Source organism: Saccharothrix ecbatanensis (assembly GCF_014205015.1).
Taxonomy (GTDB): Bacteria; Actinomycetota; Actinomycetes; order Mycobacteriales; family Pseudonocardiaceae; genus Actinosynnema; species Actinosynnema ecbatanense.
This window is the reverse complement of record NZ_JACHMO010000001.1, coordinates 2,434,837-2,452,038: the sequence shown is the minus strand read 5'-3', so window position 1 is coordinate 2,452,038 and position 17,202 is coordinate 2,434,837. Positions and strand designations below refer to the sequence as shown.

The window sequence follows — 17,202 nt, the reverse complement described above, 5'->3', positions numbered from 1 at the left end:
AGGTCCGGCACCGCGAGCTGTCCGCTCAGGTCAGCGCGTGTGCACCATCAGCGTGTCGACGCCGTGGACGATCGACGCGGTGCGGTAGCCGGGGTTGTCGGTGGCCATCCGGAGGTTGGGGAAACGGCGCAGCAGGGCCGGGTAGGCGGCGCGCAGTTCCATCCGGGCCAGCTCAGCGCCGACGCAGCGGTGCGCGCCGTGGCCGAACGCCAGGTTCGCGGACGCGGGTCGACCGGCGTCGAAGTCGGACGTGCCCTCGCGGTTGGCCGCCGTCAGGGACACCACGACCACGTCGCCTTCCTCGATCTGCTGGTCACCGACCCGCAGCTGGTGCCGGGCGAACCGCGGGAACGCCACCTGCACCACGCTCAGGTGCCGCAGCAGCTCTTCCACCAGCGGCCCGGTGGCCGCGTCGTCGTCACGCATCGCCGTGCGCGCGTCCTCGTCGGTCATCAGCACGATCGCACCCAACGCGAGCATCGACGCCGTCGTGTCGAAGCCACCGGTCAGCACGCCGTCCGCCAAGCCGGCCAACTCGACATCGCTCACGTCGTCACCGTGCTGCCGGATGATCGCCCCGATCAGGCCGTCCCCCGGCGACCGGCGCTCACGGCGCACGATCTCCTCCATGTACGACAACGACTCCGAGATGGCCCCCAACGCCTGCCCCGCGCCGCCGAACAGGTCGAACCGGGCCGCCGCCAGCTCCTGGAACCGGTCACGGTCCTCGTACGGCACGCCCAGCAGCTCGCAGATCGTCAGCGACGGGATCGGCAGCGCGAACTCCTGCACGAGGTCCACCGGCCCGTCGGCCGCTTCGATCGCGTCCAGCCGCTCGGTGACGATCGCGTCGATCCGCGGCACGAGCCGCGACAGCCGCCGCATGGTGAACTCCGGCGTGAGCAGCTTGCGCAACCGCGTGTGGTCGGGCGGGTCGGCGAAACCGAGGCCTCCGGGCGATTGCTCGATACGGACGGCCGCACCCAGCCGGGCGTAGTCGTTACTGAACGCCACTGTGTCGGAAAGCACCTTTTTGGCTTCTTCCTGACCAGTGACCAACCACACCCGCAAGCCGAACGGCACCGGGATCCGGTGCACCGCGCCGGCCTCCCGCATCCGCTCCAACTCGGCGACGGGCACCACGCCGTCCCGCTTCAACGGGACCAGCGCACGGTCCGGGAGCAGCGACAACGCCCGCGAACCGATCTTGCCCACAACCCACCGTGTCGCCGAACGCCGTGCGACCCACGCCACCAAACCGTCGCGCACGGACGCCAGAGTCGTCATCCCCACACCCCTCTTCCCCAGGTTGACTTGAGCGACGGTAACCGTACGTAGGGGTGAGCAGCATCGCGCCACAGGCGGATTGACAGGAGATCGTGGTTGACAGACGATCGGCAATCGCGTGCGAAACGGGGGAAGCCGGTCGAAATCCGGCGCTGACCCGCAACGGTAGGTCCCGCCCGGGACGAGCCCGAACACCCGCCGCGCGTGCACGCTCCAGACACCGTCGAGGTCAACGGGTCGGAGCCCGGGGGAAGTCGATCACGGCTGTCCGGGGTCCGCTCACGCGTTGCGCCCGGAAAGGCAAACATGTCGTTGAGACGGACCGCCGCCGTCATCGCCACCACCGCTGTCGCCGCGCTCGCCTTGGTGCCGCCCGCCCAAGGCCTGCCCGACGCGCCGGTGACGACGGACGCGAGCGAGGCCGCCGCGGGGTGGCTCGCCCGGCAGTTGATCGACGGTGACCACTTCGTGTACCCCGGCAGCACCTCCGGCGACCAGGGCGGCACGTTGGACGCCGTGTTCGCGTTCACCGCGGCCGGTGTGGCGTCGGACAGCGCGGATCGGGCGATGGCGTGGCTGGCGAAGCCGGACGTCATCAACGACTACCTGCACATCGGCGACCCCGCCGAGTTCGTCGCGGGCTCGTACGCGAAGCTCGCGCTGGCCGTCCAGGCGCGCGGCGAGGACCCGACGACGTTCGCCGGCAACGACCTGATCGCAGGCCTCACCGCGTTGCAGGCCCCCTCCGGCCGGTTCGTCAACAAGTCGAAGTACCCCGACTTCTCCAACGGGTTCAGCCAGGCGTTCGCGGTGCTGGCTCTGGACCGGTGGGAGGGCGCGCCGCAGACTGCGGTCACGTACGTCGTCGGCCAGCAGTGCGGGGACGGCGGCTTCCCGCTGATCCTGGAAGCGACGCCGTGCGTGTCGCACGCGGACGCCACCGCTATGTCCGTGCAGGCGTTGCTGGCCGTCGACCAGACCCCCGCCGTGACGGGCGCGGTGGCCAAGGCGCTCAAGTGGTTCGCCGAGCACCAGCAGCCCGGCGGCGGGTTCCTCGACGACAAGGCGACCGGCGAGGGCAACGCCAACAGCACCGGTCTCGCGGCACAGGCACTGCGCGCGGCAGGTCGGACGGCGGAAGCGGACAAGGCGACGGCGTTCCTGAAGTCGTTGCAGGTCGGCTGCACGGCCACCGACGCCGAACGGGGCGCGATCGCGCTCGACAAGTCCGGTTTCACGCCGGACACCGCGCAGCGCGCGAGCGCCCAGGGCATCCTCGGGCTGGTGGGGGTGAGCTTCGCGGACCTGACAGCGGAGGGCGGCACGTCCGGCGCGCCCGTGCTCGACTGCCCGATCACCACCACGACGCCGACTTCGTCCACAACGGACACGACTCCCACCACCACCACCACGACGGCGGCTCCGACGACCACTACCGAGGTCACCGCCACCAGCACGACCACGACGACGGCGGCAGCGGCTGTGGTGAACCGCAACGGCACCCTGGCCCGGACCGGCGCGGTGGTCGGGCCGATGCTGTGGATCGGCGTGTTGATGCTGGTCGGCGGCGTGCTGGCGGTCGTGCTGTCGCGCAAGCGGTATGCGGGGGAACGGAAGTGACGGCACGCGACGTCGAGGGCTGGGCGTTCGGCTCCGGTCAGGCCCTCGCCACCGCGCCATGACGGGCTGGTGGCGGCGCGTCCTGGCGGCGTCGGCGGTGCTCGGACTCACGATCATCGGCGCTCCGCCGACCGCTCAGGCGGCGGACTGCGCGGGCGTGACGGTGGTCGTGGACTTCCGGTCGCTGGGCGGCGGTGTGCGGACGGGTTGTGCCCCTGGTGATCCGTCGTCGGGCACGGCCGCCCTCACCGCCGCCGGGTTCGGCTACACGTTCGTGACCCGGCAACCGGGCTTCGTGTGCAAGATCAACGACCAACCGGCCGGCGACTCGTGCAACTACACGCCACCGTCGGACGCGCACTGGTCGTACTGGCACGGGCAGCCCGGCGGGTCGTGGGTCTACAGCAACTCCAGCGCGAGCGCGTACAACCCGGCGCCGGGGAGCGTGGAGGGCTGGTCGTTCGGTGCGGGCGAGCCGCCTGGCATCGCACCTCCGGCACCTGCTCCCCCGCCGCAGCCCGCGCCGAAGCCGACCCAGCCCGCAGCGCAGCCTCCGGCGCCGCAACCTCCCGCCGCTCAGCCAGGCCAGCCCGTGCAACCGGGACAACCGGGACAACCGGTGACGTCGGGCCAGTCGACGCAGCCGGGGCAGTCCGCGCCGCCGCAGCAGTCGGAGGCGACCACGACGGTCGAGACGACTGCGCCGGCTTCTTCGGAGACGGCGGCCAGTAGCAGTCCCGCGACGAGTTCGTCCACGCCTGTCGGTGAGACGCCGGTGGCCGTGCAGCCGACGGCGGGGACGTCGTCCGGTGGGACGGTCGGGCTGGTCATCGGGCTCGTGGTCATCGCGGCTTTGGGTGGTCTGGGTGTGTGGACGGCGCGGCGACGGGCCAAGGCGGCGGAGTGAGCCTGCACCCTGGCGCGTGGTGGTTCTGGGCGCTGTGCCTCGCCGCCGTGGCCAGCCGCACGACGAACCCGGTGCTGCTCGCGCTCGTGATCGCGGTCGCCGGGTACGTCGCGGTGTCCTGCCGCGAGGACACCCCGTGGGCCGGCGCGTACGGGGTGTTCCTCAAGTTCGCCTTGGTGGTGCTGGCCATCCGCGTGGTGTTGCACGTGCTGCTCGGCGGTGTCGGCGGGCCGACGGTGCTGGTGACGTTGCCGGAGATCCCGTTGCCCGAGTGGACCAGGGGTATCCGGCTGGGCGGCCCGGTCAGTGCCGAAGGCCTGGCTTTCGCGCTGTACCAGGGACTTCAACTGGCGACGTTGCTGTGCTGTGTCGGCGCGGCGAACGCGTTGGCCAACGCCAAGCGGCTGCTGCGGACGTTGCCTGCCGCGCTGTACGAGGTGAGCGTGGCGGTGGTGGTGGCGTTGACGGTCGCCCCGCAGTTGGTGGCGAGCGCGCGGTCGGTGCGGCGGGCGCGGGCGTTGCGAGGTGACGCGGTCCGTGGGGTGAAGGCGGTGCGGGTGCTGATGGTGCCGGTGTTGGAGGACGCGTTCGAGCGGTCCCTGGTGCTGGCGGCGGCGATGGACTCGCGCGGGTACGGCCGCACGGCCGGTCTGTCGAAGAAGACCCGGATGGTGACGGGTGTGCTGGTGTTGGGCGGGTTGATGGGACTGTGCGTCGGCGCGTACGGGTTGCTCGGCGGCAGCACGCCGACCGTGGTGGGCGGACCGATGCTGGCGGTGGGGTCGGTGCTCGCGATCGCGGGTCTGTGGAGCGGGTCGCGGCGCGTGCGGCGCAGTCGGTACCGGCCGGACACCTGGGGTCCGCGCGAGCTGTTGATCATGACTTCGGGGTTGGTGGCGGCGTTGGCGACGTACCTGGCCCCGGCCGGCTTGGGCGGCGCGGTGCTGACACCGAGCACGGTGCCGTTGACCGCGCCCGAACTGCCGTTGCTGCCCGCGATCGGTCTGCTGTGCGCTCTGGCGCCCGTCCTGATCGCGACCCGGAAGAAGGTGCCCGCGTGATCCGGTTCGAGAACGTCTCGGTCGCCTACCGCGACGCCGCCGCACCCACGTTGACGGCGGTGGACCTGCACGTGCCGGAGGGTGAGTTCTGCCTGGTGGTGGGGCGCACGGGGTCGGGCAAGTCGACGTTGTTGCGCGCGGTCAACGGGCTGGTGCCGCACTTCACCGGCGGCACGCTCACCGGCAGGGTGCTGGTCGCCGGTCGTGACACCCGCACGCACCCGCCGCGCGAACTGGCGGACGTGGTCGGCATGGTGGCGCAGGACCCGCAGGCCGGGTTCGTCACGGACTCGGTCGAGGAGGAGCTGGCGTACTCGATGGAGTCGCTGGCGTTGCCGAACCCGGTGATGCGCAAGCGGGTCGAGGAGACGCTGGACCTGCTGGGCCTGGCCGACCTGCGGCACCGGCCGCTGGCGACGTTGTCCGGCGGGCAGCAGCAACGCGTGGCGGTCGGCGCGGCGCTCACCGCCCACCCGAAGGTGTTGGTGCTGGACGAGCCGACGTCGGCGCTGGACCCGGGTGCGGCGGAGGACGTGCTGGCCGCGCTGCACCGGCTCGTGCACGACCTGGGGATGACGGTGCTGATCGCCGAGCACCGGTTGGAACGCGTCGCCCAGTACGCGGACCGCGTGGTGTGGCTGCCCGGTGGTGGGCTGCCGCCGGTCGCGGGTGAGCCCGGCCCGGTGTTGGCGGACGCGCCGGTCGCGCCGCCCGTGGTGCGGTTGGGTCAGCTGGCCGGGTGGGAGCCGGTGCCGGTGTCGATCCGGGACGCGCGGCGGTTGGCCGGGCCGTTGCGCGACCATCTCGCAGAACCGCCTGCGGTCTCCACCCCCAAGACCGTGGAACTCTTGCAAGCGAAGGACCTGCGGGTTCGGTATTCCACTGTGGACGCTTTGCGCGGTGTGTCGTTGAGCGTCGGCGCGGGCGAGCGGGTGGCGGTGATGGGGCGCAACGGGTCGGGCAAGTCGAGCCTGCTGTGGGCCGTCCAGGGCACCGGCAAGCGGTCCGGTGGCGAGGTCGCGGTGGACGGCGTCGACCCGGCGTCGTTGAAGCCCGGTCCGCGGCGCAAGGCCGTCGGACTGGTGCCGCAGCAGCCGGCGGACCTGCTGTACCTGCACACCGTCGGCGGCGAGTGCGCGCAGGCCGATCGTGAGTCCGACAAGCCGGCGGGCACGTGCCGCGAGTTCCTGGACCGGTTCGCGCCCGGCGTCCCGGACGACCGGCACCCGCGCGATCTGTCCGAGGGTCAGCGGTTGGCGCTGGTGCTGGCCGTCGCGCTCACCCCGTCTCCGCGCGTGGTGCTGTTGGACGAGCCGACCCGGGGGCTGGACTACCCGGCCAAGACCCGGCTGGCCGGCGCGCTGCGCGACCTCGCCGACGACGGGCACGCGATCGTGCTGGCGACGCACGACGTGGAGTTCGTGGCCGAGTACGCGAGCCGGGTGGTGGTGCTGGCCGACGGCGAGGTGGTGGCCGACGGCCCGACCGCCGAGGTGGTGACGGCGTCACCGGTGTTCTCACCTCAGGTGGCGAAGGTCCTCGCACCGCAGCCGTGGCTGACGGTGGCGGACGTGCGCGCGGCCTTGGCGGCGGCGCCGTGAACGCGGCCGTGAACGCGCCGATCCGCATCCGACCCCGCGCCACCCTGGCCCTGGCCGTCGCGGCGGCGATCACGGTGGTGGCGTTCGGCTGGCCGCTGCTGGTCTCCGCCGACGCGGACATCGTCCGGGGCACGACGGCGCCGTGGACGTTCGCGCTGCTCCTCCCCCTCGTGCTCGCCGTAGTGCTGGCGGAGGTCAGCGAAGGCGGGCTGGACGCGAAAGCCGTGGCGATGCTCGGTGTGCTGTCCGCGCTCGGTGCGGCGATCCGGCCGCTCGGCGCGGGCACGGCCGGCATCGAGACCGTCTTCTTCCTGCTCGTCCTGGGCGGACGGGTGTTCGGGCCCGGTTTCGGGTTCGTGCTCGGCAACACGATGTTGTTCGCGTCCGGCCTGCTCACCGGCGGTGTGGGGCCGTGGCTGCCGTACCAGATGCTGGGCGCGGCGTGGGTCGCGATGGGCGCGGGGCTGCTGCCGTCGTTGCGGGCGTCGTCGCGGGGAGGCAAAGCGGAACTGGCGATGCTCGCCGCGTACAGCGCCGCCGCGTCACTGGTCTACGGGCTGCTGCTGAACCTGTCGTTCTGGCCGTTCGCGTTGGGCGCGGGCAGCACGTCGTTGTCCTACGAGCCGGGCGGCCCGATCCTCGACAACCTCGCGCGCGTGGTGGCGTTCAGCCTGGCCACGTCCCTGGGCTGGGACATCGGCCGGGCCGTCACCACCACGATCCTGGTGCTGGCGACCGGCCCGGTGCTGTTGCGCACGCTGCGCCGGGCCGCCCGCAAGGCCTCGTTCGGCGATGCGGTGTTCGGACCGCCCGAAGATCCGGGGTTCAGCGCGGCAGTCGCGCCGCCACCTCCGCCAACCCGTCCAACACCTCCGGCGTGAGGTAGCCGGTGGCGACCTCGGCCTCGGCGACGGCCACCGTGGTCCGGTCCCGTTCCGACCCGTAGTTCTGCCCGCTGAACGGGATGTCCGCCACGCCGACCAGCGCGCACCCCAACGGCTCCAGGTCACCCGAGCCTGGCTTGTCGACGACGTGGTGGAAGTCCTCGGCGTCGCCGCGCGAGGGGAACTCGACCCATGCCACGGTGATCACCGCCGAGTTGCCCCAGTCGTCGCCGACCGTGAACAGCGCCCGGTCCATCGACGTGCACGGCGTCGTCCTCAGGAAGTACTGCACCCAGCCGAAGGACGCGTCGACGCACTCGGCCCGGTGCTTCCCGGTCTGGTTGAGCCCGTGCAGCCCCATCTCCTGCCACGCGGCCTCCGCGTCACCCTGACGTGCCTGGTCGACGCCCTCGGCCGTGCGTTCCTCGACCGTCAGCCCGGGTCCGCCGCCACCGGAGCCGCCCGTGAGGCCGACCGCTCCCCCGTACCCGACCGCGCCGAACACGACCAACCCGGCCAACAGCACCGAGCCGGTCTTCCCGCCGCCGCCGGCGACCGGCCGAACCCGGCCTTTCGCATCCGTGTAGAACCTTCTGGATGTGAACTTTCTGGGCAACTGTGACCTCCTCCCCCTGAGGTAGGTCTATCAACGCCGAGGGGGTCGTAGACCCGAATTTCGCGGAGAACCCCTCGAAGAGCGCAACGCATGGTCAACTCACTGACCGTGCGTCACCCGCCGACCGCAGTAGTCCTCATGCCGCCGGTGTCACCCGACGGCGGGCGGCCAGCAGCAGCGCCAGCCCGAGCACTGACATGACCAGGCCCATGCCGTACGCGGTGCGGTAGCCGAGGTGCTGGGCCAGCCCCAGCAGCGGCCCGGCCAGCATCGCGCTGGTCTTCGCGGTGTTCGTGTACAGCGTGCTGGCGTAACCCGGCCGGTCCGGCGCGAGGTCCTGGAAGTAGGAGATGCCCACGCCCATCACCGCCGAGATCACCACCGCGTGCAGCACCTGCGCGGCCATCACCTGCCAGGTGGCTTCGGTCAGGAGCATGACCCCGTAGTACGCCAGCGCGACCGCGCCGCCGGCCAGCACCAGCACCCGGTGGTTGAACCTGAGGGCCAACGCGCCGAACCCGAGCATCAGCGGGATCTCCAGCGCCGCGCACAGACCCAGCACGAGGCCCGCGTCACCGGGCGTGCCGCCCAGGTTCTCGGTGACGAACAACGGCATCGCCGCCACGCCGACCGCCGTCGCGCACTGGAGCAGCACGAACGCGAGCGCCGCGAGCACGACCTCCCGGCGCAACCCGGACTGCCGTTCGACGCCGGGCGCGGGCGCGGGGGAAGGTCCCAGCTCTGGCAGCCACACCCGCGTCACCACGACGGCCAGCGCGTACACCACGGCGCTGGCCGCGAACAGGCCGGTGAACCCGCCGCCGACGATGAGCAGCGCGCCCAGCGGCGGCCCGACGACCCAGGCCATCGAGAACGTCATCCGCAGGCCGCTCATCGCCAGCGGCGCCTTGGCCGAGCCGCTGCGTTCCAGCAACTGCCGCGCGTAGGCGAACATCTGCGGCAACTGGGAGGACGCCACCGCGTTCAGCGTGACCGCCACCGCGAGCAGCAGCCAGTAGTCGCGCACGACCGCGAACAGCGCCCACGCCGCCGCGCCCGTCAAGCTGGCCACCACCAACAGGGTGCGGCGGATCGCACGCCGATCGGACAGCCGTCCGATCAGCGTGCTGACCACCATCGACATCAGGGCGCTGATCAGCAGGAACGCCCCGACCGCGACCGGACCGGCCTGGACTTCCTTGATCAGGAACAAGGACATGAACGGGGCCGCCAACGCGTACCCGACACCCGTCATGAGGCTCATCGACACCAACGGGATGAAGGGTCGTGAACGGGCGGGAGCGGGGTTCTCGGTCAGTGCCACACCGGCGATCCTCGCCGCCCACCCGGGCGACGAGGAAACCGATTATCACCATCCGGACCCGGTGAGAGCGTTATCACACGGTCGCGCGCGCGACGAGCACCGCCATGTCCAGCGGCAGCTCGCGGACGTCCTCCAACGTGAAGCCGTTGGCGGACAACAACTCTCGGAACTCGTCGGTCGTTCGCTCACGACCCTGCGTGGTGTTCGCCATCATGTGGACGCTGAACGCCAGCGGCAGCACCGCGGGCCGACCGTCCCGGATCGGCCGCTCGACCAACGCCAGCGTCGCGCCCTCCGCCATCGCCGCACGCACGTTGCGCAGGATCACCGAGCACCGCTCGTCGTCCCAGTCGTGCAGGATCCGCGACAGCAGGTAGACGTCGCCGCCGGGCGGCACCGGGTCGTCGAAGAAGTCGCCGGCGACCACCTCCGCCCGCTCCCCGTACCCCGCCAGCACGTCAGCCGCCGCACCGGCCACGTGCGGCCGGTCGAACAGCACACCTCGCAGCCCCGGCACGGAGTCCAGCACCAGGCCGAGCAGCCGACCGTCACCGCCGGCCACGTCGACCACGGTGCCGGTGGCAGGCAGGTCCAGCACGCCGGGCACCAGCTCCAGGAACGCCGTGCCCGCCGCCATCGCGCCCTCGAACAGCCGCGCGTCGGCCGGGTGCCGGGCGAAGTGCTCGAACGGCGGCACGCCGTACACGTGGCTGAACGCGCTCCCGCCGGTGCGCACGGTGTGCTCCAGCGCGCCGAACGACCGGTAGAACAGGCCGCCGTAGATGCGGGCCAGGTCCCGCTGCGACCCGGCCGCGTCGCTCCGCAGCATCGCGCCGACGTCGGTCAACGACCACTCGTCGCCGTCCCGGTCGAACACGCCGAGCGCGGCCAGGTACGCCAGCAGGCGGCGGAGGTTGTCCTCCCGCGTGCCGGTGCGCTCGGCCAGGTCTGCGGTGCCGAGCGGGCCGTCGGCCAGCAGGTCGGCCACACCCAACTCGGCCACCACCGCGACGGCGCTGGTGCGCCACGCGCCGGTCATCAGGTCGAGCATCTCGCGGCGGGACCGGTCCGGCGGCCCGACGTGACGGGCCAGCAGGTCCGGGTGGCGGCCGGGCAGCTTCAGCTCCATCCGGGCCGCCGGCGCGACGCCGCGGAAGTACAGCACCGTCATGTTCTCGTGGTCGTTGTAGCCGCCGCCGTCCACGACGAGGCCCGCGTCGAGCAACGTCCCGCACAGCCCCCGCACCAGCACGTCGTCGCCGTTCGTGACGCGGAACGCCAGGTGCGACTCGGCCTCGCGGTCCTCGTCGGACAACGCGGATCCACCGGCCACGACGAACAATTCCAGCTCACGCGGGCCGCCGGCGACCTTGCCGCGCACGATCCGCACGTCGAGGTCCTGCCCGGTCCTGCGCCGGAGCCGGTCGCGCACCACGACGCTCGGGACCGGTTCCCTCGCCTCCACACCGAGATCGGCCAGCACACTGACCGCGTCCGGCACCCGTTCCACCGCCACTAAGACGGCGGCGTGCAGGAATTCCAAGTGGGGTAAGGCCGCAGCAGGCGCGTCACCGCCCAGCACGGCGGCCAACGCCTCCGCGGTGCTCGTGTCCTGGATGAAACTCACGGATTCCGCCACTCGGCGGAAGTCTCTCTCCCCCAACGCGCCGCGCGCGCCGGTAACCGTCACGGACATTGCTCGTCTCCCCCATGAGGATGGCGTGCCCCGCCCACTCGGGCGGGGCACGGAGAACGCATGTGACCCCGGGCACAGGCTAGGAGGTTTCGAGCTCCGGGTGAAGCTCGATATCGCACCAGCGCACAAGTGCGGCGATGCGCGGCTGCCCGTCGTGCCGCCAGACCATCGACGCCTTCGTCATCGCGCCGGGCGCGCACACCCGGCTCGCGCCGAGGGTCGCCAGTTCGCGGGCGGTGCGCCGGAACTCCTCGCCGACCATCCCGAGCCCGACGTTCTGGAGGTGTTCGGCGTACGGGCGCATCACGTCGACCGCCGCGGCGACGTCGGGCACGGAGACGATCCGCGCGACCCGGTTGCCCGCGCCGCTGAGCGGCATCAGCGTGTCGTCCAGCACGACCGTCCACTCCAGACTGTCCGGCGCCCACACCTCGCTGTGGTCCGAACCGGCCGCCCGCCACTCGGCGACGAGCCTGCGGTGTTGCAGCATGGCGGCGTCCTGCGTGTCGATCGTCCCCGGCGGGCTGTCCTGGGCCTCGCGCCGCATCGCCTCGGCCAGGTGCTGGGCGACCGGGCGGGCGTGCTGCTCGTGCACCAGGTACACCTGCGGCGACAGGCACGCGTGCTGGTCGAGGTCGCTGCAATCCGCGGCGATCTGTCGCGCCACTTCCGCCGGACCGTGCCGGTCCACGTACCCGGCGTCGACGATGCCGAACGACAGCTTGTGCCCGTGCTCTTCGTAGAGCTGGTGCGGCGCGACCTTGGCCCGGATCGCCGCGCACGCCTGGTCGCCGCCGTAGGCGATCACCGCGTCCGCCTGGCCGAGCGCGGCCTCCAGCGTCTCCTCGTCGTCACGGTCCCAGTAGGTGGCCACGACCGCGTCGGCCAGCACCGGCTCCACGTCGTGCAGCGTGCGCAGGAACGCGGCGGTGAAGTGCGGTTCCCTGGCCGGGACCTTCGCGATCACGGTCGCCTTGACCAGCAGCGCCCGCACCAGCGACCGCGCGGGCAGGCCGGGGACGTTGCCGGAGAACACGGCCAGCACGGTCCGCGGCCCGACCGCCGTGGTTCCGCCCTTGAAGCCGTCCAGCACATCGGGATCGCCCAGTTCCCGGGTCAGCGCGGCGAGCAGCGGCTCGGCACGCAGGTTGCCCAGCTCGCCGTCCAGCGCGCGGTCGATCGTCTCCTCCGACATGCCGGTGACCAGCGCCGCGTCCCGCACCGTGTCACGGCGTGCGGCGAAGTCCCGCTTGCTCCAAAGGTCGACGGCCGCGTCGATGGCGTCCACGATCCGACGCACGGGCAGCCGCCGCAGTCCGTCGTGCGCGGTCGCCAGCCCGGCTCCGATCGCGGCCCAGTCGACGGGTCGGACGCCACGCCACTCGTGCGGACCCGAGCTGAGGGTGAACGGCACACCGTCCGCCGGCGCCCACTGCGGCATCCACGACACGCTCATGCGGCTCCTCCGGTCATGTCGTCGAGGGTGAGCGAGCAGCCGCGGCTGGTGCCGCCCGCGACGCGGCCCGCGATCGCGACGCCCTCCGGTCCGGTGATGCCGAGGTCGCCGGTGAGCAGCACGTGCGGCCGGTCGAGCAGGGACAGGTCGGTGATCTCCAGCAGGCCCGTGCCCTCGGTCAGGTACTCACGGGTGTGCGGGTCACGGACCCGTGGACCACCTGCCGGATGAGCGCCCTTGGGCCGTTCGCCGAGCGGGCCGACCGGCGTGTCCGAGGCGTCGTAGAGCTGGTTGGCCAGCTCGGTCATGCCGAAGATGTTGCCGTGGCGGTCGATGCCGAAGACCCGGCGCACGGCGGAGCGCAGGTCGTCCACCCGCATGATCCGCGAGCGGCCCTTGAACCCGCCGCCGTCGTACATCCGCGAGCCGGGCGGCAACCGCCAGCTCTGGCCCTGGGCCTCCAGCGCGTCGCAGATGTTGACGAACGCGAACGTCGCGCCGACGAGGACCACCGGCAGTCCTTCCGCGACAGCGGTGTCCAGGCGCCGCGCCAGCAGGTCGAAGTCCACGCCGTTCGCGCCGACCACGGCCGTGCTGAGATCCGGGTCGCCGCACGACCGGACGATCCGCGCCATGTCGAACGCGATCGCCATCTCCGGCGCGGCCTCCTCGGACGGCGCGAACGCGAGGACGACCGGGCGCACCCCGTCGTCCGGCCGCAAGTGCCGTCGGGCCTGCGCCTCGATCGCCAGCCGCTTCAGCTCCAGCCCGAGCGCCGAGTACCGGACGGTGCCGCGGACGCTCCCGGTCGTCCCGCTGGTCCGGAACACCCGCACCGCCGGCGCGTCCGGGAACAGGTGTGGTCCGCCGTCCTTGTAGGCGGTGTCCGGCACGCCGACACCCACGCCGACCTGCTTCCAGTACCGGGCGACGTCCGGCGAGTTCGCCATGGCCAGCTCGACCAGCTCGCCCTGGACGTCGCGCGGATCGCCGACTCCCTCGGCGACCAGCTGTGCCATGCGATCGAAGAGCCGCGCGACGTGGGGATCGTCGTGGGCAACGGTCATCGATTTCCTCCTGCGGACGAGGTCAACCGGACGGTCGGCCCGCACCGGCGCGAAACTACGGGATCGCCCCCGGAACGGCGTACCGCTAACCGGGGTTCGGCGAGGCCACAGGATGACCGACGAACAGCCCAGGTAGGAATGCCGCCGACCGTTCCGCTTCGGTAACCGGAACGCTTTAGGGCCAGGTCGGCGCCCGTCCCCCACGGTGGGAACGACCCCGGATCGACCCCGGAACGCCGGTCCGCACGCACGGTCGCGTCACGCTTCGACTGCGGTGCGTCACGACGTCACGCCCGGTGATCACGTGGCACCATGCAGGGCGACGGATTCGTGACCAAAAACTTGCCCGGTTTTCCGCATTATTGCGGAGAGCGTTCGGACATCCGACCATTCGTGCCGTAACAATGTCGGGTATGCGCTAACAAATACCCGGAGCAACCGATAACGCCGCTATGAACGAGGATTCCACTCCGACGGCAGGAGTCCTCGCGCCCGAACGCCGGAGCACGGCGTCCGAACGCCTGAACCGCGCCGTCGCAGACCGAGCAACCAACTGGGGTGCCGGATGAACAGCCGAATGGTCGAACTCGAAGCAGTCCTGTCCCGGTCCGCGCCGGACCGGCAGGCGGCACGGCGCCTCGCCGTGGACTTGGCGCGCTCGCTGGACGCGCTCAGCGCCCGCCGGGACGTGGACCGCCTGCTGCGCTGTGCCGGCGCGCTGACCCGGATCGGCTCCGCCGACGCCGCCGACGCGCTGCTGATCGCCATGCTGGCCCTGGTGGACCCGGTGGGGCCCGAGGCGTCACGCGTGCGCGACCAGCAGGCGCTGACCTCCGTGGCCCGCGGTCGGCGGGACCCTGGCGCGACACTGGCGCGTCAGGCGCGGCGCAGGGCACCCGGAACCACGTTCGGCCGGGGTGCTCCCCTGCGCCAGGTGGTCGGCGACTTCCTGGACCCGGTGCCGCTGCCCGACCCGGTGACGGTCGGCGCGGTCGCGGTGGCCGTCGAACCGGCGAAATCGACCGAGACGGGCGCGCTGGAGCTGGCGTTACAGCGCAACTCGGCGGTGCTGGGCGCGAACCACCCGCAGACGTGCGTGCTCCGGCTGAACCTGATGTGCGCGCGGTTCCGGGTGGCCCGCGACCAGGGTGACGCGGAGGAGATCGCCGAGTCGCTCACCGACATGCGTGACGCGACCAACCGGGCGTTGAACTCGCTGGGCACCTACCACCCGCGGGCGCTGGTCGCGCAGGCGAACCTGGCGTCCGCGGAGTTCGAGCTGGCCAGGATGCGCCGGTCCGCCGAACGGGCCAGGCACGTGCTGCCCAACCTGCGTTCGGCCTCCGACCGCACCAGCACCAGGCTCGGCCAGGACCACCCGCACGCGATGGTCGCGGCGTCGAACCTGGCCTCGGCCGAGCTGGAGCTGGCCCACTTCGACGGCGCCCGCGCGCAGGCGCAGCGGCTGCTGGACCTGGTGCGCGACGCGTCGATGCGGTCCATGTCGGCGCTCGGCCCGGACCACCCGGCGGCCGTCGCGCTGGACGAGCAGCGGCGGGCGTGCGAGGCGTTGCTGTCCGGCGCGGGGCCCGACCCGTCGTTCGAGCGCGGTTACGCGTCGTTCGCCGACGCCGGCCGGTCGTTGGCCACCGCGAAGCCGGGAACGCCGGCCGTGCGGCAGAACATGCCGACGGAGTGGCCGCCGGGCACGCTGCTGGCCCGGCTGCGGGAGAGCAGCCGGCAGGAGCTGCTGACCCTGGGCACCGCGGTCCGCTACGCCGCGGACCGGGAGATCATCGTCCAGGGCGCCACCGACACGCACGTCTTCCTGCTGCTCGAAGGCGTGGTGAAGGTGCTGGTCAACGACGCGAGCGGGGAGACCGCCGTGCTCACCGTGCGGGTCGCGGGCGACCTGATCGGCGAACTGGCGTCCCTGGACCACAAGCCGCGGTCGGCCACGGTGGTGACCTGTGGCGACGTCTCCGCGAGGCTGATCACCAGCGCCGAGCTGCACGGGTTCCTGCACCGCCGCAACGACGGTTTCGTGGAGCTGATCGGCGTGATCGACGACCAGCTGCGGTGGGCCAACCGGCGGCGGCGTGACTTCCTGTCCCACACCGCCGCCGAGCGGGTCGCCCGGGTGCTGGCCGAGCTGGTCGGCGCGCACGGCCGGCAGGAGGTCGGCGGCTGGGTGCTCGGCATCCCGCTGACCAAGGTGGAGCTGGCGTCGATCGCCGGGATGAAGCCGCGCACCGCGGAGAAGGCGTTCGCCGACCTGCGCAAGGCGGGTGTGGTGGTGAGCCACCTCCGGCGTGACGTCGTCGTGCCCGACCTCGAAGGGCTGCGGAGGTTCGCGCGCTTGTGATCAGGCGGTGAACCAGCCGTCCGCTTGCGATCAGGCGGTGAACCAGCCGTCGACCAGGGGGTTGCGGAACTTGCGCGTGGGGTCGAGTTCGGCGCGCAGTTCGGCGAACCGCGCCCAGTTCTCGTACCGCGCGCCGGGGTCGGCCATCTCGAACAACTTGCCCCAGTGCGCGCGGGGACGCCACGGGCTGAGCGCCGCCTCGATCTTGCGGAGCACGGCCCGCACGGCCGTGTCGTCCTGCAACCACGTGAAGTGCAGCGCGACGCTCGGCCGGCCGTGCACCGGGCTCAGCCACTGCGTGTCGGCCGCGACGGTGCGGACCTCGGAGGTCAGCAGCAGGGGCGTGATGTCCGCGCCCAGCTCGTTCAACGCGGTCAGCGCGTCGGCGGCGTGCTCGCGGGCGACGAAGTACTCGGACTGGAGTTCCTTGCCGACGCTCGGCGTGAAGTCGGCGCGGAAGTGCGGCAGCCGTTCGTGCCACGGGCCGGGCTCGCCGAGCTGGGCCGTGCAGTGCAGAGCGGGCTGGCCGGGCACCGGGTGCCGGGGCTCGGTGGCGGGCCTCGCGCCCGTCCAGGTCAGGTCGTGGCCGGGGACCTCGGCACGCTGCTTGACGAACACCTGGGCCACGCCCTGCCAGGTGGTGAAGGCGCTGACGCTGTAGGCGCCGGAGAAGACGGCGTCCACGTTCGCGACCAGGGCGTCGAACGGCATGTCCTCGTAGACGCGCTGCTCGATGTCGAACGTCGGCACGACGTCCAGCTCCACCGCCACCACCACGCCGAGCGACCCCAACGCCACCACGGCGCCGTCGAAACCGGCGTCTCCCCTGCTCAGGGTGGTGACGCCACCGTCGGCGGCGACCAGGTCGAGCGAGCGGACCAGGCTCGCGAGCGACGGGACGTCGTTCCCCGAGCCGTGGGTGGCGGTCGCGCAGGCGCCGATGATCGTGATGTGCGGGAGCGACGGCATGGCGGGCAGCGCGAGCCCGGCGGCGTTCAGCAGGTCGGCGAGCCTGGCCAGCCGCATCCCCGCGCCCACCCGGACCGATCCGGATCCGACCTCGAACACCTCGGGCATCCCGTCGAGGCTGATCAGCGTTCCGGTGGTGTCGGCGATCGTGCTGAACGAGTGGCCCGCGCCGACGACGCGTGCCGAGTCGGCGGCCTTGACCGCGGCCCGGACCTCCTCGACCGACGTCGGGTGCGCGGTCCGCGCGGCGGAGAAGGTGAAGTTGCCTGCCCAGTTGGTGCTCACCGGCCCGATTCTGCCTCATCACCCGCGGGCCGCATTCGCGTCGGAGCCGGCAGAACGGATCACC

Annotated in this window: 13 protein-coding genes and 1 riboswitch; of the genes, 6 read left to right on the top strand and 7 right to left on the bottom strand. The window is 72.1% G+C overall.

All coding sequences use genetic code 11. The features are described 5' to 3' along the window. Positions 1 to 30 precede the first annotated feature (30 nt). Entirely contained in the window at positions 31 to 1,287 is a 1,257-nt protein-coding gene (locus F4560_RS10525; RefSeq protein ID WP_184919032.1) for a cytochrome P450, read from the bottom strand. Between the two features lie 78 nt (positions 1,288 to 1,365). After that, positions 1,366 to 1,504, top strand: a riboswitch (cobalamin riboswitch). 89 nt (positions 1,505 to 1,593) lie between these two features. Between F4560_RS10525 and F4560_RS10520 the strand changes: the two genes are divergently transcribed. Genes F4560_RS10520 through F4560_RS10500 form a run of 5 tightly spaced genes read left to right on the top strand, consistent with a single transcriptional unit; the run spans position 1,594 to position 7,357 of the window. Beyond that, positions 1,594 to 2,907: a prenyltransferase/squalene oxidase repeat-containing protein gene (locus F4560_RS10520; protein ID WP_184919031.1), complete on the top strand. Its 1,314-nt coding sequence runs from the start codon at positions 1,594 to 1,596 to the stop codon at positions 2,905 to 2,907. Between the two features lie 58 nt (positions 2,908 to 2,965). Continuing rightward, positions 2,966 to 3,814: a hypothetical protein gene (locus F4560_RS10515; RefSeq protein ID WP_184919030.1), complete on the top strand. Its 849-nt coding sequence runs from the start codon at positions 2,966 to 2,968 to the stop codon at positions 3,812 to 3,814. Further along, positions 3,811 to 4,875 carry a CbiQ family ECF transporter T component gene (locus F4560_RS10510; RefSeq protein WP_312869048.1) on the top strand — a complete coding sequence of 355 codons (1,065 nt, stop codon included), beginning with the start codon at positions 3,811 to 3,813 and terminating at the stop codon, positions 4,873 to 4,875. Before F4560_RS10515 ends, F4560_RS10510 begins: the two co-directional genes overlap by 4 nt. Next, on the top strand, positions 4,872 to 6,476 hold the full coding sequence (locus F4560_RS10505) for an ABC transporter ATP-binding protein (RefSeq protein ID WP_184919028.1): 1,605 nt from the start codon (positions 4,872 to 4,874) through the stop codon (positions 6,474 to 6,476). The genes F4560_RS10510 and F4560_RS10505 overlap by 4 nt, the downstream gene beginning before the upstream one ends. Then, a complete protein-coding gene (locus F4560_RS10500; RefSeq protein ID WP_312869046.1) occupies positions 6,473 to 7,357 on the top strand; it encodes an ECF transporter S component in 885 nt (294 codons plus the stop codon). Before F4560_RS10505 ends, F4560_RS10500 begins: the two co-directional genes overlap by 4 nt. Here the strand turns inward: F4560_RS10500 and F4560_RS10495 are convergent. The 5 genes from F4560_RS10495 to F4560_RS10475 all read right to left on the bottom strand — a co-directional run bounded on the left by F4560_RS10495 (position 7,302) and on the right by F4560_RS10475 (position 13,519). Next, complete coding sequence (locus F4560_RS10495) at positions 7,302 to 7,976, bottom strand: hypothetical protein (RefSeq protein ID WP_184919027.1); 675 nt, start codon at positions 7,974 to 7,976, stop codon at positions 7,302 to 7,304. The two genes, F4560_RS10500 and F4560_RS10495, sit on opposite strands and share 56 nt — an antisense overlap. A 136-nt stretch (positions 7,977 to 8,112) precedes the next feature. Continuing rightward, complete coding sequence (locus F4560_RS10490) at positions 8,113 to 9,300, bottom strand: sugar efflux transporter (RefSeq protein WP_312869044.1); 1,188 nt, start codon at positions 9,298 to 9,300, stop codon at positions 8,113 to 8,115. Positions 9,301 to 9,373: 73 nt separating this feature from the next. Beyond that, positions 9,374 to 10,996 (bottom strand): methyltransferase, encoded by a 1,623-nt coding sequence (locus tag F4560_RS10485; RefSeq protein ID WP_184919026.1) that lies wholly within the window; start codon positions 10,994 to 10,996, stop codon positions 9,374 to 9,376. A 79-nt stretch (positions 10,997 to 11,075) separates the two neighbouring features. Continuing rightward, positions 11,076 to 12,452 carry an acyl-CoA reductase gene (locus F4560_RS10480; protein ID WP_184919024.1) on the bottom strand — a complete coding sequence of 459 codons (1,377 nt, stop codon included), beginning with the start codon at positions 12,450 to 12,452 and terminating at the stop codon, positions 11,076 to 11,078. Further along, positions 12,449 to 13,519, bottom strand: coding sequence for an acyl-CoA reductase (locus tag F4560_RS10475; RefSeq protein ID WP_184919022.1), 1,071 nt, complete (start codon positions 13,517 to 13,519; stop codon positions 12,449 to 12,451). The genes F4560_RS10480 and F4560_RS10475 overlap by 4 nt, the downstream gene beginning before the upstream one ends. A gap of 565 nt (positions 13,520 to 14,084) precedes the next feature. On the opposite strand from F4560_RS10475, the gene F4560_RS44310 reads away from it, so the two are divergent. Next, on the top strand, positions 14,085 to 15,884 hold the full coding sequence (locus F4560_RS44310) for a Crp/Fnr family transcriptional regulator (protein ID WP_246477772.1): 1,800 nt from the start codon (positions 14,085 to 14,087) through the stop codon (positions 15,882 to 15,884). A gap of 30 nt (positions 15,885 to 15,914) precedes the next feature. Here F4560_RS44310 and F4560_RS46075 read toward each other — a convergent pair whose 3' ends face one another. Then, entirely contained in the window at positions 15,915 to 17,138 is a 1,224-nt protein-coding gene (locus F4560_RS46075; RefSeq protein ID WP_312869040.1) for an FAD-binding protein, read from the bottom strand. Between the last annotated feature and the right edge of the window lie 64 nt (positions 17,139 to 17,202).